The organism is Pseudomonas sp. NPDC087814 (assembly GCF_044742865.1).
In the GTDB taxonomy this organism is placed as follows: Bacteria; Pseudomonadota; Gammaproteobacteria; order Pseudomonadales; family Pseudomonadaceae; genus Aquipseudomonas.
Genome location: NZ_JBIUVK010000052.1, coordinates 21,933 through 42,705, shown reverse-complemented (window position 1 = coordinate 42,705; position 20,773 = coordinate 21,933). Strand labels below are relative to the sequence as shown.

The 20,773-nt window shown below is 59.9% G+C and carries 13 protein-coding genes; 4 read left to right on the top strand and 9 right to left on the bottom strand.

Annotated elements, in window-relative coordinates; genetic code table 11:
* Positions 1–225: 225 nt before the first annotated feature.
* From ACIOMR_RS26320 to ACIOMR_RS26310, 3 genes are read right to left on the bottom strand one after another with little or no spacing between them, the layout of a single operon-like run.
* A complete protein-coding gene (locus ACIOMR_RS26320) occupies positions 226–777 on the bottom strand; it encodes a GNAT family N-acetyltransferase (protein WP_087694381.1) in 552 nt (183 codons plus the stop codon).
* A gap of 4 nt (positions 778–781) precedes the next feature.
* Positions 782–1,243, bottom strand: a complete 462-nt coding sequence (locus ACIOMR_RS26315; RefSeq protein WP_003214086.1) for an LEA type 2 family protein — start codon at positions 1,241–1,243, stop codon at positions 782–784.
* A gap of 13 nt (positions 1,244–1,256) precedes the next feature.
* Positions 1,257–2,684: a nucleobase:cation symporter-2 family protein gene (locus ACIOMR_RS26310; protein WP_003214084.1), complete on the bottom strand. Its 1,428-nt coding sequence runs from the start codon at positions 2,682–2,684 to the stop codon at positions 1,257–1,259.
* 235 nt (positions 2,685–2,919) lie between these two features.
* Here ACIOMR_RS26310 and ACIOMR_RS26305 point away from each other — a divergent pair, with 235 nt between their 5' ends.
* Positions 2,920–4,545 (top strand): methyl-accepting chemotaxis protein, encoded by a 1,626-nt coding sequence (locus ACIOMR_RS26305; RefSeq protein ID WP_177009635.1) that lies wholly within the window; start codon positions 2,920–2,922, stop codon positions 4,543–4,545.
* A gap of 133 nt (positions 4,546–4,678) precedes the next feature.
* Here the strand turns inward: ACIOMR_RS26305 and ACIOMR_RS26300 are convergent, their stop codons facing one another.
* The 5 genes from ACIOMR_RS26300 to ACIOMR_RS26280 form a co-directional block, all read right to left on the bottom strand.
* Positions 4,679–5,656 carry a 2-hydroxyacid dehydrogenase gene (locus ACIOMR_RS26300; RefSeq protein WP_401197213.1) on the bottom strand — a complete coding sequence of 326 codons (978 nt, stop codon included), beginning with the start codon at positions 5,654–5,656 and terminating at the stop codon, positions 4,679–4,681.
* Complete coding sequence (locus ACIOMR_RS26295) at positions 5,656–6,951, bottom strand: MFS transporter (RefSeq protein ID WP_003214078.1); 1,296 nt, start codon at positions 6,949–6,951, stop codon at positions 5,656–5,658. The genes ACIOMR_RS26300 and ACIOMR_RS26295 overlap by 1 nt, the downstream gene beginning before the upstream one ends.
* 55 nt (positions 6,952–7,006) lie before the next feature.
* Positions 7,007–7,951, bottom strand: a complete 945-nt coding sequence (locus tag ACIOMR_RS26290) for a sugar kinase (RefSeq protein ID WP_177023335.1) — start codon at positions 7,949–7,951, stop codon at positions 7,007–7,009.
* Positions 7,944–8,726, bottom strand: a complete 783-nt coding sequence (locus ACIOMR_RS26285; protein ID WP_177023334.1) for a sugar phosphate isomerase/epimerase — start codon at positions 8,724–8,726, stop codon at positions 7,944–7,946. Before ACIOMR_RS26285 ends, ACIOMR_RS26290 begins: the two co-directional genes overlap by 8 nt.
* 88 nt (positions 8,727–8,814) lie before the next feature.
* A complete protein-coding gene (locus tag ACIOMR_RS26280) occupies positions 8,815–9,873 on the bottom strand; it encodes a LacI family DNA-binding transcriptional regulator (protein ID WP_003214073.1) in 1,059 nt (352 codons plus the stop codon).
* A gap of 276 nt (positions 9,874–10,149) precedes the next feature.
* Here ACIOMR_RS26280 and ACIOMR_RS26275 point away from each other — a divergent pair, with 276 nt between their 5' ends.
* The 3 genes from ACIOMR_RS26275 (at position 10,150) to ACIOMR_RS26265 (ending at position 16,816) form a co-directional block, all read left to right on the top strand.
* A complete protein-coding gene (locus ACIOMR_RS26275; protein WP_401197208.1) occupies positions 10,150–12,141 on the top strand; it encodes a hypothetical protein in 1,992 nt (663 codons plus the stop codon).
* Between the two features lie 144 nt (positions 12,142–12,285).
* Positions 12,286–14,316, top strand: coding sequence for a hypothetical protein (locus ACIOMR_RS26270; RefSeq protein WP_214498693.1), 2,031 nt, complete (start codon positions 12,286–12,288; stop codon positions 14,314–14,316).
* A 232-nt stretch (positions 14,317–14,548) separates the two neighbouring features.
* The gene (locus ACIOMR_RS26265; protein WP_401197205.1) at positions 14,549–16,816 is read left to right on the top strand and encodes an autotransporter outer membrane beta-barrel domain-containing protein; all 2,268 of its coding nucleotides are present in this window, start codon (positions 14,549–14,551) and stop codon (positions 16,814–16,816) included.
* Positions 16,817–16,883: 67 nt separating this feature from the next.
* On the opposite strand, the gene ACIOMR_RS26260 is transcribed toward ACIOMR_RS26265, so the two are convergent.
* Positions 16,884–20,750 carry an Ig-like domain-containing protein gene (locus ACIOMR_RS26260; RefSeq protein ID WP_401197202.1) on the bottom strand — a complete coding sequence of 1,289 codons (3,867 nt, stop codon included), beginning with the start codon at positions 20,748–20,750 and terminating at the stop codon, positions 16,884–16,886.
* Positions 20,751–20,773: the final 23 nt, after the last annotated feature.

The following is a 20,773-nucleotide window of genomic DNA, read 5'->3' as shown; positions in this document are numbered from 1 at the left end:
GGTAACCCGGCAGGACGCCGGGTTAGCCGTCCTGGGCCAGGGATGGCCCATGACGGCGGCCCACGGTCCAAAGCCGGAGTGAGGGCACACCGAGCATTAGCGAGGTGCCGAGTGGTGGGGCAAGAGCGTTTTGCTTACTTTTGCGCTCTTCAAAAGTGAGCCGCTGTAAGAGCGGAACCCATATCAGCCGTTACCCAAATAACGGATATACACCCAAAACCCACCTCAGCCCCGCCGACTCCCCAGCCATTCCTCCCGGGTAATCTCCCAGATATCCTTGGGCAAACTCCCAGCGACAAACTGCCCCTCATCGGTCCTGACCAACCGCATCCCCGTCCGCTCGGAAATCCTGCGAGACGCCACGTTCGGCGCCGCCTTGGGCACGCGCATCACGGGCCGCTCCAGCACCTCAAACCAATACTCAGTCACCGCCGCACTGGCCTCGGCCATCAACCCCTGGCCCTGCCACTGCGGCGCCAGCCAAAAGCCGCGGTTGTTGTCCACCTCATCCATCAGGCTGACATTACCAATCAACACCCCAGGCGCGCTTTTCAGGCGGATCGACCAATGCCACTCCTCACCCCGGGCCATCGCCGGCAATGCAACCTGCTCCAGATAGCTGCGCGCACCATCCGCCGGGTACGGCCAGGGCACCAGGGCATTCAGGTAACGCACCACTTCCCAATGCGGAAATTGCTGCTGGACACCCTCGGCATCCTCCAGCGTCAACGGCCGCAGGATCAGCCGTTCGGTATACAGCGTAGGTTGCGCATCCATGTCGTTACCAAGTGGCAGTGTTGGGAAAGTCCAGGGTCCCGCGATCCACAAAACGCATGGTGCCAAACAGGCCACCTGCGAGTTTCCCGCGCAACACGTACGGCAGGTTATTCAAACTCTGGGTCTGGCTCAAGCCAAGGGTCTGGCGCAACACGGAAAACGCCGAAACGCTCACCGGCACCGTCAGCACCGTCTCCGAAAAGCGTGGGATCGAGCCACCCTGGTCACTCACCCCGGACGCCAGCGGCCGGCCATTGACCTCCAGGTCCAGGGCCACGCCGCTGTAGTCGATGGCGGTTTCATTGGGGTTCTGTATGCGCAGTTTCACCGCGAACCGCACTTCCAGGTCCTGGCTCTGCAGCGGCTCGATGCCCACCACGTTGATGTTCACCGGGTCGCGGTTGGGGAACAGCGCGCACGCGCTCAGGGTGAGTAGCAGCAGTGACAAAACCATGAGCTTGCGCATAAAACGGGTTCTCCTATTTCGTGACGTCCGGGTCCTGCATCACTTTGAGGGTGGAGGCTTCCGGATCAAATTCATCTTCTTCCAACTCTATGAACTCCTCAGGCAGGAAGATGTTCAGCACGATAGCGCAGAACGCCCCCACGGTGATTGGCGACTCGAAGATGTTGTGCAGCGCCTTGGGCAGCTCGCGCAGTACTTCCGGCACTGCTGCCACACCCAGGCCCATGCCCAGGGAGATCGCCACGATCAGCACATTGCGCCGGTGCAGCCCGGCTTCGGCGAGGATCTTGATCCCGGCCACGGCCACGGTGCCGAACATGATCAGCGTGGCGCCACCGAGTACCGGCTTGGGCATCAGTTGCAACACCGCGCCGATCATCGGGAACAGCCCCAGCAGCACCAGCAGCCCGGCAATGAAGTACGCCACATAACGGCTGGCCACGCCGGTCAACTGGATCACCCCGTTGTTCTGGGCGAAGGTCACCATCGGCAAGCTGTTGAAGGTGGCCGCCATCACCGAGTTGAGGCCGTCGGCCAGCAGGCCGGACTTGATGCGCTTGATGTACAGCGGGCCCTTGACCGGCTGTTGCGAGATCATCGAGTTGGCGGTCAGGTCACCGGCGGCTTCCAGTGGCGAAATCAGGAAGATCACCGCCACCGGGATAAACGCCACCCAGTCGAACGAAAAACCGTACTTGAACGGCACCGGTACGCTGATCAGTGGCAACTGGGGCAGGGCGCCCAGGTCGACGCGGCCCATCCACCAGGCCACCACAAAACCCAGGGTCAGGCCGATCACGATCGAACCCAGGCGCAGGAACGCGTTGTTGAAGCGGTTGAGCACCACGATGGTCAGCAGCACCAGGGCCGCCAGGCCCATGTTGCCGGCGGCGCCCAGGTCGCTGGCGCCATAACCGCCGGCCATGTCGGTGACGGCTACCTTGATCAGCGACAACCCCATCAAGGTAATGATGGTGCCGGTGACCACCGGGGTGATCAGCTTGCGCAGCTTGCCGATGAACTGGCTGAGCACCACTTCGATAAACGCCGCGAAAAAGCAGATGCCGAAGATCGTCGACAGGATCTCATCGGTGCCGCCGCCCCGGGCCTTGACCATGAAGCCGGCACTGAGGATCACGCTGATAAACGAAAAACTGGTGCCTTGCAGGCACAGCAGGCCCGAACCCACCGGGCCGAACTTGCGGGCCTGCACAAAGGTGCCGAGCCCGGACACAAACAACGCCATGCTGACCAGGTACGGCACTTCGCTTTCCAGGCCCAGCACGCCGCCGACGATCAGCGTCGGGGTGATGATCCCGACAAAGCTGGCCAGCACGTGCTGCAGGGCGGCAAATATCGCCGCGCTGAAGTGCGGACGGTCGTCGAGGCCGTAGATCAGGTCGGATTTATAACGGGGGCGAGGGGTTTGAGTGTCAGACAAAATACGGGCCCGGGTAGGAAAAAGGAGGCGCAGGATGCCAGAAAGTGCCAGTTGTCAGAAGTGTGAAAAAATATTTCGAAACATCCCCCATTAAATCCTCAAGCCGGCCGATACCGTTTATAGGCCCACATACCTATTACAACAGTGGCGCCAGCCGGTCAGAGCGGCGCGTTGACGCCCACTGACCGTGTCGCGGCAGGGATGCTCGCAGCCACTACTTCTAAGAGCGCCCCCTATGTCCCTTCGTAACCTGAATATCGCACCTCGAGCTTTTCTCGGTTTCGCCTTCATCGCGTTGCTTGTCGTTATTCTTGGGGTGTTTGCGGCGAACCGCATGACCCTGATTCGTCAGGCATCGGTCGACATGGGCTCCAACCAACTGCCCAGCGTCGGGTATCTGGCGACCATGACCGAAAACGTCCTGCGCCTGCGGATTCTCTCTTTTCGTGTGCTGGTAAACCGTGAGCCGGCGGCTCTGGATGAGGCTCAAACCCGCATGGGTGTGCTGGTGGACAAGGTCAAGACGGCACAGGCCGCTTATGCAGGCATGCCAGCCGGGAACGAAGAGGCGGCGCTTTACAAAACGTTCTCCCTCACGCTCGACAATTATCTGAAGGCCCAGGCCGAGATGGTTGCCTTTTCACAGCAGAACAAGGTCGAAGAGATGCGCGCCCTGATCAACAGCCGCATCAAGGACGGCACCGACCAGATGGGCGAGCAGTTGAATAAACTGATCGCCATCAACGCTGCTGACGCGAAGCAGGCCGACACCGAGGCCGGGCAAAGTTATCAGGATGCAATCACTGGCATCATCGCAGTCTCCGTGATTGCTGCGTTGATGACCGTACTGCTGGCCTGGCTGCTGACGCGCAGTATCGTGACGCCCTTGCGCAAAGCGCTGGAGGTTGCTGAAACCATCGCCGGCGGCAACCTGAGCAAGCCCATCGAAGTCGACGGCAAGGACGAACCGGCCCGCCTGATCGGCGCCTTGGCCGCGATGCAGAACAACCTGCGCCAGACCATCCAGCACATCGCCGGCTCAGCCACGCAGTTGGCCTCCGCCGCTGAAGAGCTCAGCGCCGTCACCGAAGAAGCCTCCAAAGGCCTGCAACAGCAAAACAACGAAATCGACCAGGCCGCCACCGCGGTCAACGAAATGACGGCCGCCGTGGAAGAAGTGGCGCGCAACGCGGTGTCCACCTCCGAGGCGTCCAGCCAGTCCAATCAGGCTGCGCGGGAAGGGCGCGACCGAGTGGTGGAAACCGTCGGCGCGATCCAGACCATGACCCAGGACGTGCAAAACACCTCGGTGCTGATCGAAGGCCTGGCCACCCAGGGCCGTGACATTGGCAAGGTACTGGATGTGATTCGCGCGATTGCCGAGCAGACCAACCTGCTGGCCCTCAACGCGGCGATTGAAGCGGCGCGTGCCGGTGAAGCCGGGCGTGGTTTTGCGGTGGTGGCGGACGAAGTGCGGGCCCTGGCCCATCGCACGGCGCAGTCGACCCAGGAAATCGAGAAAATGGTCGCCGGCATCCAGAGCGGTACGGGTGAAGCGGTGCAGTCCATGCAGCAGAGCAACCAGCGCACCCAAAGCACCCTGGAAATGGCGCGGGCTGCCGGTGTGGCCCTGGAGCAGATCACCCAGTCCATCAGCCTGATCAACGAGCGCAACCTGGTGATCGCCAGTGCCTCGGAAGAACAGGCTCAGGTGTCCCGCGAAGTGGATCGCAACCTGGTGAACATCCGCGACCTGGCGACGCAGTCGGCGGCGGGTGCCAATCAGACCAGCGCGGCCAGCCATGAGCTGTCGCGACTGGCAGTGGATTTGAACGGGATGGTGGCGCGCTTCGTCATCTGACCTGAAATACGATCAAAAATGTGGGAGCGGGCTTGCTCGCGAAAGCGGTGTGTCAGTTGATGCATTCGGTGGCTGACACACCGCCTTCGCGAGCAAGCCCGCTCCCACATTGGCTTCTGTGGTGCTTCAGGAATCAGTGTTTCCAGGCGGCTGGGTTCACCAGGTTCTTCGGCTTCTCACCCGCCAGCGCCGCCAGCAGATTGTCCACCGCGCACTTGGCCATCGCCTCCCGCGTTTCATGAGTCGCTGAACCGATATGCGGCGTCGCCACCACATTGTTCAAACGCAACAACGGCGAGTCATGCTGCAGCGGCTCGCGCACAAACACATCCAGTCCCGCCGCGCGTATCGTGCGTTGTTGCAACGCCTCGATCAGCGCCGGCTCGTCCACCACCTTGCCCCGGGAGATGTTGATAAAGATCGTCTCCGGGCCCATCAGCGCGAACTCTTCGGCACCCATCAACCCTTCGGTTTCAGCCGTCAGCGGCAAGGTCAGGCACACAAAGTCGGCTTCCCGGAGCAGGTCCGGCAGGCTGCGGTATTGCGCGTCAAACCGCGCCTCCACCGCAGGTTTTGGCGAGTGGCTGTGGTAGATCACCGGCATGCCGAACCCGAAGTGCCCACGCTGGGCCAATGCTTCACCAATCCGGCCCATGCCGATAATGCCCAGGGTCTTGCCATGCACGTCGCTGCCGAAATGCAGCGGGCCGATGTTCTGGTTCCAGTTGCCGGCACGCACCATATTGGCCAGCTCCACCACTCGCCGGGCGGTCGCCAGGATCAGGGCGAAGCCGGTATCGGCGGTGGTTTCGGTCAGTACGTCGGGGGTATTGCTGAGCAGGATGCCGCGCTCGGTCAGGTAGTCGATATCGTAGTTGTCGACACCAACCGACACGCTGGCCACCGCCTCAAGGTTTGGCGCCAGATCCAGCAGTTTGGCATCCAGGCGCAGGCTGGCACCCAGCAACCCCTGGGCCGTCGGCAAGGCTTCACGCAGTTTGGCCAGGCCGCTTTCATCCAGCGATTCAATAAGCGTGACCTCGGCCTGTTCATGCAGGCGGGCCATCAGCGGTGCAGAGAGTTTCTTGTAGAGCACGACAGACTTTTTCATCAGGTCTTTACCTTCAATTCAAGGGATTGCAGCGGGGCGCGTTCGCGGTCACTGGCGCCGGGCTTGAGAAAGATCGTCAACACCACCGACACCAGCAGCGCACCGCTCATCAGCAAGTACGAGGCGCCGGGCGATCCGGTGCTGCTGTTGAGGTAGCCCACCAGGTACGAACCGCCGAACGAACCGAGGGCGCCCATGCTGTTGATCAGCGCCATGGCGCCGCCGGCGACGTTGGCCGGAAGGATCTCGGGGACGATTGCGAAAAACGGCCCGTAAGGCGCATACATACAGGCCCCGGCGATCACCAGCAGGGTGTACGACCACCAGAAGTGTTCGGCGCCGAGCACGTAGGACGCATAAAACGCGATGGAGGCGATCAGCAACGGTGGCCACACAAAACGTTTACGTTTTTGCAGTTTGTCCGAGCCCCAGGACACCGCCAGCATGCCGATCACCGCCGCCAGGTACGGCAGCGCCGACAGCCAGCCGGCCTCGACCATGTCCATTTTCAGGCCGGCCTTGAGGATCGACGGCAGCCACAGCACGAAGCCATACACGCCAATGCTCCAGCAGAAAAACTGCAGCGCCAGGATGATCACCTTGGGTGAGCGAAAGGCCTCGGCGTAGTTCTTTACCGCCTTGATGCCCACTTGTTCTTCGGCGAGGGCTGTTTCCAGGTCTTTTTTATGCTGGGCGCTCAGCCATTTGGCGTCTGCGGGTTTTTCATCCGCCAGCTTCCACCAGATAAACGCCCACAGCACCGCCGGCAAACCTTCGATGATAAACATCCAGCGCCAGCTGAAATGCTGCACCAGGTAGCCCGAGACCACCGACATCCACATCATGGTCACCGGGTTGCCGAGGATCAGGAAGGTGTTGGCCCGCGAGCGTTCCGCGCGGGTGAACCAGTGGCACAGGTACACCAGCATCGCCGGCATCACGGCGGCTTCGACCACCCCGAGCATGAAGCGGATCACGATCAGCATGTAGGCGTTGGACACCATGCCGGTCAGGGTGGCCAGGCCGCCCCACAGGATCAGGCTGACGAAAATCAGCTTCTTCACGCTGCGTTTCTGCGCGTAGATCGCACCGGGCACCTGGAAGAAAAAGTAGCCGAGGAAGAACAGCGCGCCGAGCAATGACGACATGCCCGGGGTGATCATCAGGTCTTCGGCCATCCCGGAGGCGGCGGCAAAGCCGTAGTTGGCGCGGTCCAGGTACGCCAGGCTGTAGGTGATAAACACGATGGGCATGATGTACCACCAACGGCGGGTGGCGAGTTTCAACGGTTCCATAAGGTTGCTCCTGAGCTTGTTGTAGTTGTGGCAACAGGTAACTCGGTGATGCTGATTAACCGGCTTTCTGGGTGTGGGGCAGATCGGTCCTGAACGGCAAGCCTTCCATGTCGCCACGGCTCTGCACCGCGCGGCTGCCGATCCAGTTGCCGCGCTGCACGGCTTCGCTGAAGCTCAGGTTTTCCAGGAGCGCGCTGATCATGCCCACGGCAAATCCATCGCCGGCGCCGACCGTGTCGACCACCTTGGCCACTGGCACGGCGGCGACAAACCCCTGGTCCAGCTGGGTGCGGTAATACGCGCCGTGGGGCCCGAGCTTGATGGCCACGGCTTCCACGCCCTGGTCCAGGTAAAACGCGGCGATGTCGGCCGGGTCTTCAAAACCGGTAAGCAAGCGGCCTTCGCTCAAGCCCGGCAACACCCAGTCCGCCAGGCAGGCGAGGGCGTTGATTTCGCTGATCATGCGTTGCTCGTTCGCCCACAGGGAAGGGCGCAAGTTCGGGTCGAAGGACACGCTGCGCCCGGCCTCGCGCATTTGTGTCATCAACTGGCGCGACAGGTCGCGGGTGGCGTCCGACAGCGCCGGCGGAATGCCGGTGGCGTGCAGGTGCCGGGCTTGCAACAGCTCAGGCTTGATCGCCTCGACCGACAGATGGCTGGCGGCCGAGCCACGGCGGAAGTACTCCACCTGCGGATCATCGCCGGCTTCCTCGCGGGACTTGAGTTGAAAGCCCGTGGGGTGCAGCGGGTCCACCGCCACATGGGTGCAGTCCAGGCCTTCGTTCTGCAAGGTGTCCACCACGAAGCGCCCGAGGGAATCGTCACCCACGCGGCTCAGCCATGCGACGTTGAAGCCCAGGCGTGACAGGCCGATGGCGACGTTGCTGTCGGCGCCGGCAATACGCTTGTGAAATTGGGCAACCTGGGCCAGGTCGCCGGTCTGTTCGGCGACAAACATCGCCATGGTTTCACCAAACGACAGGATATCGATCTCAGACATGTGCGTTCTCCACGCGGGGCTGGCCGAGGACGGCGAGGGCGGCGACCTGCTGGGCGGTGACCTGCACCAGGTCATTGCCTTGCAGCGGAAATTCCACGGCCCGGGTAATACCTTGAGTCATGTGCTTGAGCAGTTGTTCCCACAGATGCAGGTCGGCGGCGCCCGGCGGCAGGGCCACCAGCTTGCCGTCGGCGCGGCGGGCCACGGCCTTGCAGTGCAGGTAATCCACGTGGCGGCCCAGCAGGCGTGCAGCGGTGGTCGCCGATTGGTCTTGCCATTGCCAGTTGCCGATATCGAAGGTCATTTTCACCGGCACCGCCAACCGCTCGACTTCGTTGAAAAAGCGCTGCATCGGCTCGATGCGCCCGCCGTGCAGGGTCTGGTCGTTTTCCACCAGCAGCTTGACCGGATGCCGGTTGAGCAGGGCGCTCAAACTGTCGAGGTCGTTGGTGTCGGTGAAATAGCCCAGGGAGACTTTCAGCCAGCGGGCGCCGAATGCCTGGGCGCGGTCGAGGGTGGCGGCCAGTTCGGCATTGGGCTGCGAGCGACCGGCCACCCAGAGTTCCAGGGGCGATGAGAACACGCACTCCAGGCCTTGATCGGCTGCAGCTTGCGCCAGCTCATGGGGTTGTTCGGTGGTCAGCAGCTCTTCGCGCCATTCGATGCGTTGCGCGCCGGCGGCAGCCAGCACCTCGACGAAACTCAACTGGCCTTGCTGGCGTACCAGGTCGGCGCCGTAACTGGAAAGGCTGATGGAGACGGGGTATTTATGCATTGTTGTGTACCTCTGAAACCGGTTTCATTTTTATTCGCAAAATAAACGTGTGGGAGCTGGCTTGCCTGCGATGGCGGCGGTCAGCCGCCTACTGCTTCGCCGGAGAAACCGTTATCGCAGGCAAGCCAGCTCCCACAAGGGATTGGGTCGAGCCCCGGATAATCAGTTGTGGCAAGAAATCCAGGGTGCGTGGGGGCTGGCTATCGCCGCGCAAACGCTTGAGTAAACAGTCAAACGCACTGGCGCCGATGGCCTCGGTGGGCTGGGCGAGGGCGGTGATGCCGTTGCCCACCAGCGGGTACCAGTCGAGGTCATCCAGGGCGATCAGGCCCACGTCATCAAACAGGTCGCAGCCTAGATTTTTCAACGCACGGGTACACGCCAGTGCCGCGATTCCGTTGGCGCAGAACAACGCCTTGGGGCCGGATTTGCCTAGAAACTTTTGCAGACGCTGTTCCAGTTCGCCGTCCAACTCGAGTACGGCGCCGGTCAACGTCGGACGGTTGGTCATCTCCGCCTTGAAACTGTCCAGGCGCTCAAGCCGCGAGCTGGTGCCGTCGGTGGCTTCAGTCACCAACAGCAGGTCGCGATAGCCTTGTTGTTCCAGATGCTCCACGGCCATGCGCACCGCCACCGGGTTGTCCAGCCCTACCAGGTCGCTGTGCAGCGGTTCGACCTTGCGGTCCACCAGCACCAGGGGCATTTCCCGTTGCAGTTCCAGCAATTGGTCCAGGTGATGGCCGAGGGTATTCACGATCAGCCCTTCGATATTGTAGGCACGCAGGGCCGCCAGGTGCTGGCGCTCCTGCTCGTCATCGCGGTCGGTGTTGCACACCACCAGGCTGTAGCCGTGCTGGCGGCAGGCGGTTTCCACGCCATGCATCACGGCAATCGAATAGGGGTTGCGGATATCGGCTACCAGCATGCCGATCAGGCGGGTGCGCCCGCGTTTCAGGCCGCGGGCCATCTGGTTGGGGCGATAGCCCAGCTCATCGATGGCCTGCTCGATGCGCAGGGCGATGGCATCGGAGAGCAGGGCACGGTCGTCGCCGATAAAGCGCGACACGCTGGCCTTGGATACACCGGCGCGCTCGGCGACGTCCAGCATGGTCACGCGGCTGCGTTGGGCGGCGGAAAAAGTAGTCACGGCGGCGGCCTTTCTTATTGGATTTATCTGGGTTCCAAGGCGAAACCAATTGCTGAAACCGGTTTCAGGAAACACCAAGTAGGAAATTTCGTCAAGCGCTGCTCAGTAACCGCCCTGGCAGCAAGGCCGAGCAAAAAGCGACGAATGGAGGGGGCTACCTGTTAATTCTGACAGTATCCGGACGAAGGAATCGGGCGCTTAATTCTCTCAACGCCACTTGGTACACACACGCCGCCTGCCGGCAGGCCACTGTCCACCGTGTTGAGGATTAAACCCATGTCTGACGTCTCTGAATCCACTTACCTGATCAACCCCTTGGGCGCGGACGACGGGGGCACTGTGTTGCTGGACCCGATGGACATACCCGGCGTCGACAGTGGTGACCCCCGGGGCGTGATCCCGCGCTCGCGCCTGCAGGGCCCGCTGCAGGTCAACATTCCGATGTGGAACCCGCGACCCGAGCCGCTGCTGGATGAGCCGCACATCGTGCGCCTCCGCTGGGTGTGGGCGGGTGTCGATGAGGTGGTTGATTCGCGGCAGGTGTTTGGCCCGCCACCCCCTTTGCCAGCGGTGATCTCACTGGAGGTGCCCCTGTCACGATTGACTGATGAGGGCTCCGGCACCGCGCAACTCTACTACACGGTTCAGGACTCCTTTGGCGGCGTCAGTGTGTTGAATCCCAGGAGAACACTCACCATCGATCTGGATTCGCCTGAGTTACTGAACCCTCTGGATACTGTGGATTTTGTAGTTGCCCCGACCCCGAACGTCGATGAGCAATACCTGCTCGATAACGTGCCGGTGGCGTTCAATATTCCGTTCTACACCGTGCGCGCGGACAGGGACCGGATTGAATTCTACCTGTCCAACCGGGATAACCCGCCGCTAAGCGCGGCGGACGCCGAGTACGTGATCGCGTTAGCCTCAGACCCGCTGGTTGCTTACGTGGACCCCGATATTTTTCGCAGGTTGAACAACGGTGACGCCTATATTTTCTACCGCATTTTTGACGAGGCAGGCAATTTCAGCAGCCAGAGTGCCGGACTGCTGTTTCAGCTGGCACTGACGCCGTTGCCGAGCAACTTGCCGCGTCCGCAAATTCGGCCACCGGCATACGACGACGGCCTGATCAAGCGCGATGATGCACGTCGTGGCGTGTTCATGCGCATTGACCCCGCCTACGACGATTGGGCGCCGGGGGACCAGGTAATCGCCTATTGGAATGCCCGTCCGACAGTCCCGCAGCCGGTACTGAGCTTCCCTTGTGATGTGGAAATTCCATGGCTGACCCTCAGGGGGCCTGCGCCTGTACTGGTTCCCGAAGCGGCGGTGGTGCGCTACGAAATCATTCGCGGAGCCCTGCCTCCATTTCGTTCCTTATCGGAACGGTTCAATGTCGACCTGACGATTGCCGGCCAGGACCATCCCAATGCGCCCGCATTGCTTAACCCGACCCTGGCCAGCGTCACGGTGATAGGGCGCGGCTCCAAGACTCCCAATCAGCTCAATCATCTGGATCGTGGGCTGGCTGCCCAGGCATATGTTCCTTTGTTTGCAGATCCGGTTGCGGGTCAATTGCTCAGTCTGTTCTGGAACGGTGTTGGCCCGGTGGCCAGCCATCCCGTGCAGTTGGGGGAGGTAGGAGGGCAGTTGGTGTGGTTTACCGATATTCCCTGGAATCTGATCGAGGGGACGGTCAATCCACGTCTGCCGGTCCATTACCTCACCAGTAATGGGGTCAACGAACAACAGTCGCCGCCAACTTTTGTGAATGTCGATGTGACGGCGCTGATTGATTTTACTCCTCCGCAAGTTCAGCACACCCTGACTAGCGAGTATGTGACCTGTTGTTCTTCGCCTTCGCCTTTATATGGCGTGCATTGGTTGATTCCGGGCAATATCGGCCTGCAACTTAACGACGAGGTGCGTTTTCACTGGCAAGGCTATGCGCGTAATAACTGGGTTGATCCTATTGCTGGCACTGAATACGAAGAAACCATCCAAGTGCTGCAACCCCATATTGATAACGGTATTAAAGTTGTGGTGGAACCGTTCGACCGGACCTTGGAGCCTATGCGCGAATACGGTTCAGCTGTCGCCAGTTTCGAAGTGTGGCGCAACCTGGGCAAGGTGGGTGACTCCCGGCCAGACGTCAAGGGGAGCGGACATATCCGTGTCGACCTGACCTTTCCAACGGGTGGGTTTTGTAAACCCGGGGATGTCATTAGTTGCACCAGTGATGGAAAGGCAACGTTGGTCAAAGATTAAAGAACTGGGTGTATTTGTTGTTGTGCAGGGAATAGTCGGCGTGTGATAGGCGTGCAAGCGCTTTGTCTCGCGACGCGAACGGCTACGTCAATGGTAGGGAAGTGTGGGTGAGATGTAATTCGTCTTAATATCTGGAGACACGTAATGAAAAAGGACACGCTCGACTTTATCCGTAACTATGCAAAGAATCGAAGTGCCAATACGACTGGCGCCTTGCCTGATGGTATTCTTGAAGGTGAGGTGCCTGGCTACCCTGGATTGCTTTCACGGGAGTACAACCTGCGTGAGAATTTGAATTTCTCTATTCCACTATGGCCTGACGCCGATACCCATCCGTTTCTTGACGATCTTGTCAGTGTTTGGTGGAAAAATTTCGATGACACCGAGTGGGGCACGCCCATTTATAGGTTCACCGTTGTTGCCCCAGGGCCTGAGACAGTGGTGAACATTGCTCAAGGTCGGCGGCCCGCGGGGCGGTACCAAATCAAGTACGGAATTGAAGTACGTGGCGTTGACAACTATTCCGAATCAGATCCGCAGACCGTTATCGTTGACCTGACACCACCGTATGCCATTTCCCCCGATGCACCGCCGGCGCCGATTCCGCCTGCCGACCTGCCGACACCTGCCGACCGCGACTACTTTGAAAGCAAGCCCAATGAGTCTGCAGTGTTTACGATCCCGGATTATGTGGCGCATGGTCGGGCAGACGGCGATTGGGCGTATCTTTACTATAATGGCTCCGATACGCCCTATGCACCCAACCCGCCCGATCCTTCGCCACGCTGGAATCTGCCTGCGGACCTGAGCTTCCCATTGCCATTATCCGTGGTTGACGCCAATCCGGATGGCCTGCGCAATTTGCGGTATGAGTTGTTCGACGCGGCAGGGAATTGGGCGCGGCTTTCGACTGCCTACGAGATGGACGTGGGCCTGTTTCCAGCGCCCGAGAACCTGCTGGCCCCCCTGGTTGACCGAACCTCACCCCCCGGCGATGTATTGATTGATCGGGCGGACGTTGCGCTGGACGGCGGCATGATCGTGCGTATTCCTGAATATACGAACTTTCTGCGCGGCGTCGATGGAGATGAATTCCTCGTCACATTGAGGACAAGCATCACCACCGTTCCCTTGGAGGCCCAGCCACTGGGCAACAGCCGTTTCCCGGCGGAGGTTTACGTTCCGTACAGGGTGCTGGAAATCCTGTATGGCGCCACTCGAGGGCTATTGCCGTTGACGGTTTCCTATGTGGTGCGGCGGCGGTCTGTCAACAACCCGGCGACACCGACCACCACCGTCAACCTGGACCTGTTTGTTGTCGGCCCCACTCCCATTGGCCCGGACCCGATCAACGATGACCTGCTGCCCGTAGTCGTGAACGGGGTGGACGCAACCGGTACCGAGGGCCCCGACGACGAACTGGAGCGCGACCACGCCAACCGGCCTGCAATTGCTCGGGTAACGTTATGGAGTACGGCACCCACACCGGATGCCAGCGACTTTACGATCCGCCTTTACTATTCGGGCGAACTCGTTGCTACCCAACCGGTGACTGGCGCCTCGGCTGGCCAGGTGATTCCGCTCTCAATCCCGTGGAGCTTCATTGAGCGTCATGGCAATGGCCGCAAGACGGTGTTCTACACCATTGCCCAAGGGGCCAGCACCAACCGCCAGTTTTCCCCTGAAACCACGGTGACGGTGAATGCCAACTTCAAAGAGCTTGCCCCGCCGGTGGTACGACATCTGTCGGACGCAGGGGCGATCAACTGCACTACGTTCAGGCCTGAAAATCCTCCCGGAAACGTTGTGGTGTTTATCCCGCCTTCGGAGCACTTTGAACTGAGGATGGTGGTTACGCTGCACTGGCAGGGCTACAGCGACAATGCAGGAATGGTAGCGGTCCCGGCAGCAGTGGGTCGTGTGGACTCCATACCGCTCACGCAAGCCATGATCAATTCTGGGTTCGAGTTGCTCCTTGGGCCCTATGAGACCATCTACAAACCCATCCAGCCCCACTCGGGTGCAAGGCTGGCCGGCTCCGCGCGGATCTGGTACACCATCAACCTGCCTGAAGGACCATTACCTTCCGATGAAGCGCATCCTCTTGTTCGCGGGGTTCGGATAGGTGGAACGAATGGCTTTTTCTGCGACGGTACTGCCGTCCCGCTTCCTTGATACTTGTTTGAGCCCTAATGCCAAAGAGGAGCCTTGCTCCTCTTTGGCATTTTTGCCGTTGGGTCGACTACAAACTGCATTCACTTTCAGCACAGCACCTTGGGATTAGTCCTACAGATGTTGGGAACAGCTCTGGGTACCTTGGGCGCCGCTTGATTGGCAGGGTCCACACGCTTTTCGGAACCGGCCAGTTTTTTTCCGTAAAGGAACGCCAACCCAGAGGTCCGTAAAGATGTCAGCTCCATTCGATTTCAAACCAACTCCCTTAAGCCTTGCCTTCAAGGCCAAGGCCGTCACACTGCTGATGCTCATGGCGCAGCTGTCCGAAGCGCGTGTCGTGACCGGCCCGGATGAAATGGTGGGGCCTGGCCCGCGCCCTGACACTTTTGAATTGCGTGCAGGTTCCCGCCTGACGGTTCTGGGAGTGCCCACCCTGCAAATCACTGCCAATTCCGCAACCCTGATTGTCAATGCCGGCAGCAGCACCCGGGACATTGCCGCAATCAACTCCGACATCCGCATCGATGGTTCGGACGTCGTTGCGCGGGATTCGGCAAGGGCCGGGGTTCATGTCACGGGCAGCAACGTGGTGATCACCAACAGCAACGTTACCCACAACAACGGAACCGGGCTGGCAGCGGCCCGTTCCCTGGGCGCCACCAATGGTTCCAGCGTCACGGTCGTCAACAGTCACATCACCGGCAGCACCCGCGGTGCCTCGGCCAGTGCCCACAGTGTGCTGGACCTGACCGATTCGCGTGTCGAGGCGACCGCAGATGATGGCGTGGGTATCGAACTGTTCAATGGCCAGGCCCGTGCGTTCAATACCAGCATCGTTGGTGGAGACATTGGCGTGAAGATGGGCGTGGATAACGACCCGACTTTGGCCAGCAGCCTGATCCTCGACCGCTCGAGCGTCGAGGGCAAGACCGGTTCGGCGATTCAGGTCGGCTCGTTCAGGCCCGGGGAATCCACCCTTGCTGATATTCATGTACTCAATGGCTCCACGCTGACCGGCGCAAACGGTGTGCTGCTGGAAGTCATGAACGGCGCCACCGCCAACATGAACGTCGACCGCAGCTTCCTGGTCGGTGACGTGGTGGTCGAAGACGGCAGCACCGCCAGGTTGCAGCTCAACAATGGCTCCTGGCTCACCGGCAAACTGCAGAACGTCGCCGAGTTGAGCGTCAATTCAGCGTCCCACTGGATGCTGGTGGATGACAGTTCAGTCGGCGACCTGATCATGGGCGGCGGCACCGTGCACTTTGGCGGCGCCGATGAGTTCTTCCAGTTGGACGTCAACAGCCTGTCGGGTGACGGCAGCTATGTGATGCACACCGACTTCAGCACCGGCCAGACCGACTTGCTCAACGTCAACGGGGTTGCCACGGGCAACCACAGCCTGCTGTTGGCGGCGACCGGCTCCGAGTTGGCGAGTGCCTTGCCGATTCGTGTGGTGCACACCGAAGGTGGCGATGCGCACTTCTCGCTGGACGGCGACACCGTGGATGTGGGCGCCTATTCCTACGGGCTGAAGAAGGAAGACACCGACTGGTACCTCGACCCTAACCGTCGTGGCACCAGCAACAGCACCAAAACCGTGATGGCGTTGTTCAACACGGCCCCCACCGTGCTGTACGGCGAGATGTCCCTGCTGCGTACCCGCATGGGTGAACTGCGCTTCAGCGACGGCCAGAGCAACGGGTTCTGGATGCGTGGCTACGGCAACAAATACGAGGTAGCCGGGAACAAGGACGGTGGTGGCTACACGCAAAACCAGCGTGGCCTGAGCCTGGGGGCCGATGCGCCATTGTCGGGCGGAGATGGCCAGTGGATGGCCGGTGTCATGGCGGGTCACAGCACGTCCGACATCAGCGCCAACACTTCCGGCAGCGGCAAGGTCAACAGCTACTACCTGGGGGGGTATGCCACCTGGATCGACGACGAGAGCGGGCTGTACTTCGACGGCGTGGTCAAGCTCAACCGCTTGCACAACGAGGTCAATGTGACCATGAGCGACGGCAAGCGTGCCAAGGGCAACTACACGCAGAATGCCGTGAGCGCATCGGCGGAAGTCGGCCGGCATATCAAGCTCGACGATGGTTACTTTGTAGAACCGTACTCGCAACTGAGCACAGCGATTATCCAGGCGCAAAGTTACGAGCTGGACAATGGCCTGCAGGCCAAGGGTGATCGCAGCGCCTCCGTGGTGGGCAAGCTCGGCGTGACAGGTGGCAAGAATATCCAGCTGGAGAGCGGCGGGGTGCTGCAGCCCTACCTGCGTACAGCGTTGGCCCATGAGTTCAACCACAGCAACAAGGTCAAGGTGAACGACCAGCGCTTCAACAACGATGTGTTCGGTTCGCGTATCGAAGTGGCAGCGGGCGTGGCGATGTCGGTGTCGAAGAACGTCAAGCTGCACGCTGATATTGAACATGCCCAAGGCAAGAAGGTGGATCAGCCGTGGGGGGTTAATGTGGGAGTGCGTTACGATTTCTAGGAAACAGGGGTAAAGAAAAAAGGAAGCCGAGGCTTCCTTTTTTTGTGGGGTTAAGTATCTTGATTTTTTAATAGGGAGTCATGCACCACGCTGACATGTTGTAATGCCCGCGCACAGCCACCCAGTATAGCGGTCCGGTTCCTATCGTTATGAAGTTGTACCAATCACCATTGAATGAACAAAGTCCATACTCTCTGAGTCTTGGAGGAGGGTTGTATATAGAGCTTAACGCGGAAATTATCGATCCATTTCCGCTGTTGCCTATTACAAGTGGGCGTCCTCCTATTGAGTTCATCCAGTTAATAGCAGCAGTAGGAGACTGGTGTGTTTCATTGACTTGTAGTTGGAAGATGTTAGAGACAACGACCGTATAGGACCGCGAAATATTATTTCTGTCTCTCGCGGTGATCGTCGCCGTACCATTACGATTGCCTGTTACTTTTCCCGTGGTTAAGTGTACTGAAGCAATAGTAGGTGCGCTGGACGCGTAGGAATAAGAACCAACCCCTCCGCTGGCTACTCGTGTCTGCGTATTGCCCGCCCAATCCCTCCCGGTTGCGGGCCAGTTGGTGAGCACCCTTGTACCGTTCAAGTTCATTTGACTCTGATCAATCCTCAGCGAAGTGATTACCGTATAGGTCGCAGTGGGGAACGTAATGGCCGTGGATTCAACGCTGCTGCCATCAAACGTTACCTTGCACGTTACGGTGATGGTGCTGTTGTTAGGCAGCCCGTCCAGCCATGTGCGCAGTACCGCCTTGTTCACCAAGCCGGTCGATACTTCTCCCGCCAGCAGGCTGTAGTTTGTCAGCACATTCAACGGCGCGCTGCCCGCCCTGGTCAGTTGCACCCAGACCTTCTGGCCCGTTGCGGCCAAAGGCCAAGGGGCAACACTCAAGGTGGCATTGGTGCTGAAGTTATTGAGGTTCAACTCACCGCCTGTAGGGACGCCATTGATCAGCGGCCGAGGCAGCGCCGAGGACGGAACACGGTTGACGGTCAGCTTCTGTGTTTCTGACGGGACAATAGTCGTCCCTATCGTCGCCATATAACGGAGCTCGATCAATTTGCCCGCGCTGTTGGCGAGGATGTCCCGGCTGATCTGAAAGTCGACGCGCTTATTGGTGTTACCGTTCTGCGCCGGGATGGTCGCCATGGTGCCGTTCGGGTAAATCCACTCGAGGGCGATGCGGTGGGCCGCGGTCATTTCGTTATAGGCCACCGCCACATAGGCGTTGTTCTGCCAGTCCTGTGGGTCGATGGTCAAGGTGGCGCCTTGCAGGTTGGCAAAGGCCGGGCGCGGCAATGTGGCGGGGATCGACTGGATAATATGCTCGCGTACACCAAACAATACTGCGGTGTTTTTATCAGTGCTTTCGGCCAGGCTGACCCAGAAGCGAATGGTCAGGTGCGACTCGTTCCTGAGACCTTGCAGCTCCGCCAACGGTATGGGTTGCGAGACACCCAGGGTGGCGCTTTCTCCAACAGGGGCGGCGATAAAAGTGTCCAGGTTGAACGTACTGCCGTCGGTGTTGGTACCCGTGTATTGCAGCCACATGAACTGCTCTTCAAAGGCCAAAGGCCAGGCCGCCACACGGATGCGGGCTTGAGCAACAAGCTCGTTCGTCGGCAGGATCACGCTGTTGCCGACCCCGTCGATGGTTGGTGTGGGTAAGCCACTCAACGGCAGCAGGTCCAGGTTCAGAGTATCCGACTCATGGAGAAACCCGCTGCGGGTAAAACTGTATTGCACACTGATGCGGTTACGCTCGTTGCGAATGCCCTTGGCAATGGTACGGGCCTCTATCGGCACACCCACTTCATTGGTGTCGGGGTTGCCCCAACCCGTTTCGACGGTGCTGCCCAGCAGATCGGCCGTCACCCATTTCACTGAAAACGATTCGCTCTCGCGCATGCGCCGGTATTTCACCAGCACCGTTGCACCCGATTGAGCTGCCAGCGGGTCAAGCCGGTCAGGGTACTGCTCGGCTTCCACGACTTCAGGCGCATCCAGTTCCACGCCACGGCCCACGGTCAGGAGGGTTGTAAACGAGCGCAAGGTGAGTTTCGGCAGCGGGGTTTCGCGTTCCAGGCTGTAGGTGATGCGCAGTTGGCCATCGAAGTTGTTATCCAGCACCGCACGGCTCACCGGCAGTACCAGTGGCTGGCCCTGTGTCGCACCGTTGATCGTCACCGAACCGCTGGCGGAACCGCCTGTGCCCGTGCCCACAATGTTCCATTGGATATGGTCGCGGCTCCTGGTTGCCGTATAGGGTAGCGTCAGCAGCACGCTGTCGCCCACTACGTCAACCGGGTCAACGTTGTCGTCAATCGCACCCTGCAGGGTGGGGGCAGGCATGGTTTCGAGGCGTTCGTCGATGCGTACTGTCAGCACCCGGGATTTGCGTTCAATCAGCGCACCGTAGGCATGCAACTGGGCATCCGCGCCGTCGTCGACAAGGTAATACACTGCGACGTCACCCAGCCCCTTGAACTGTTGCAGTATTTCGCTTGGAACCCGGCGCGTGCCACCCTGGTCCCCGGCCAGTTGCGGGTCGGAATAGCGCATTCCACCGCCCCCTGGAACAATCTGCTCGATGACCAGGGTTTCCAGCGAGTCGTAGGCGTGTGGCTGGTAGGACGGGATGCTGATAAACGCATCATCGTCCGGATTGATCAGGCCCAACTCGCTCGGGGTCACGGTCACTGCCGGCATCGAGGTCGGTGTACCCACCACCGTCACGGTGACACTGCCAGACTGCCCGAGGTGGCCACCGGTGGCGGTGTGCCAGACGAATGAAGCCCTGAACGAGCCGCCGATGACGCGCTCGATCAAATCGCGGTCCACCGGGAAGATCTCTTCCCGACCGTTCCTGACTTCGACAGGATCAAGCACCAGTTCTTCGATCGTGCCGTCCGCCAGTGTGGCCGTCAGGGTAATCGTGACCTGGTTTGGGGGCAGCGGGGCCGGTGTCACCCGTGGGGTCTGCAACAGGATTTCGAACAGTGAATTACTTTGCGTGTCGTAATCGATTTGCCGGCTTTCCGCGTCATCCACCAGGAAAAACGGCGCGCTCATCAAGCTGGGGTCCAGTTCGGCGACCAGTCCATACGGCTTGGAGTACTGGTATTTTTCCCCTGAGTAATTCTGAACCACATCGAACACCCTGAAGCGCAGGGTGAGTGCGCCGTTGAGGCCGCCCTTGAGAATATTTTCCTTGCTGATAAATACCCTGATCGGCTGGATACCGCCAGCCTCGGCGGCCGTGACCAGGTGCCTGATCTCAATTCCGTCCCAATAGAACTCAATGGTGTCGTTCTTGCGCACGTTCGGATAGGGCGCAATCACGGCGTATAACCCGCGACTGATCGTGTCCATGTTGATCGTGCTGCTTTCGGGCAAGCCGTCGACACTCAGGCTGAGTTTACTGTGCCATTTGTCGTCACCATTGTTCTCTATCCCGCCGGGACGGGTGGTCTTGATCAATATGCTTTGCGGCGGCGAGGTGCTTTCCTGGCCGCTGCCTGCGCGCAGTACCCGCGCGCGCACTTGCACTTCACCTTCAGGCATGCGTTCGGCGATGACGTACATGCCATAACGATCCTGGTCCATCTCGACGACACCAGATACCTGAAGATCGTTATTGAGGTACAACTCAAAGGCGTCGAAGATGGCCCAGGTGTGCCATTTTTCCAGGACGAAATACGCATAGGGCTGAACATGCCGAATGCCCAGGCCATAGGCGTAAGGTTCATCGGGATACCGGTCAAGCGAGACCGGCGGGAACGCCGAATAGGGTGGGGCCAGGTCTTCAGCCGTGATCACCGGCAGGGGCGCGGGCTCAAGGAGGGCCAGGGGGCTGTCGGAAACAGGTACACCTGGGTCTTCAATGACCGAGGCATTGTCATCGGGGTCGATCGGTTGGTTGGGCATGCTGACCACTCCTTGCTGGAAGT

What these genes read in the sequence shown, in the direction of transcription:
- ACIOMR_RS26315 (WP_003214086.1), bottom strand. Translation starts at nt 1,243, where the DNA reads ATGCGCAAGCTCATGGTTTTGTCACTGCTGCTACTCACCCTGAGCGCG.
- ACIOMR_RS26270 (WP_214498693.1), top strand. Translation starts at nt 12,286, where the DNA reads ATGAAAAAGGACACGCTCGACTTTATCCGTAACTATGCAAAGAATCGA.
- ACIOMR_RS26295 (WP_003214078.1), bottom strand. Translation starts at nt 6,951, where the DNA reads ATGGAACCGTTGAAACTCGCCACCCGCCGTTGGTGGTACATCATGCCC.
- ACIOMR_RS26305 (WP_177009635.1), top strand. Translation starts at nt 2,920, where the DNA reads ATGTCCCTTCGTAACCTGAATATCGCACCTCGAGCTTTTCTCGGTTTC.
- ACIOMR_RS26275 (WP_401197208.1), top strand. Translation starts at nt 10,150, where the DNA reads ATGTCTGACGTCTCTGAATCCACTTACCTGATCAACCCCTTGGGCGCG.
- ACIOMR_RS26285 (WP_177023334.1), bottom strand. Translation starts at nt 8,726, where the DNA reads ATGCATAAATACCCCGTCTCCATCAGCCTTTCCAGTTACGGCGCCGAC.
- ACIOMR_RS26265 (WP_401197205.1), top strand. Translation starts at nt 14,549, where the DNA reads ATGTCAGCTCCATTCGATTTCAAACCAACTCCCTTAAGCCTTGCCTTC.
- ACIOMR_RS26260 (WP_401197202.1), bottom strand. Translation starts at nt 20,750, where the DNA reads ATGCCCAACCAACCGATCGACCCCGATGACAATGCCTCGGTCATTGAA.
- ACIOMR_RS26290 (WP_177023335.1), bottom strand. Translation starts at nt 7,951, where the DNA reads ATGTCTGAGATCGATATCCTGTCGTTTGGTGAAACCATGGCGATGTTT.
- ACIOMR_RS26300 (WP_401197213.1), bottom strand. Translation starts at nt 5,656, where the DNA reads ATGAAAAAGTCTGTCGTGCTCTACAAGAAACTCTCTGCACCGCTGATG.
- ACIOMR_RS26320 (WP_087694381.1), bottom strand. Translation starts at nt 777, where the DNA reads ATGGATGCGCAACCTACGCTGTATACCGAACGGCTGATCCTGCGGCCG.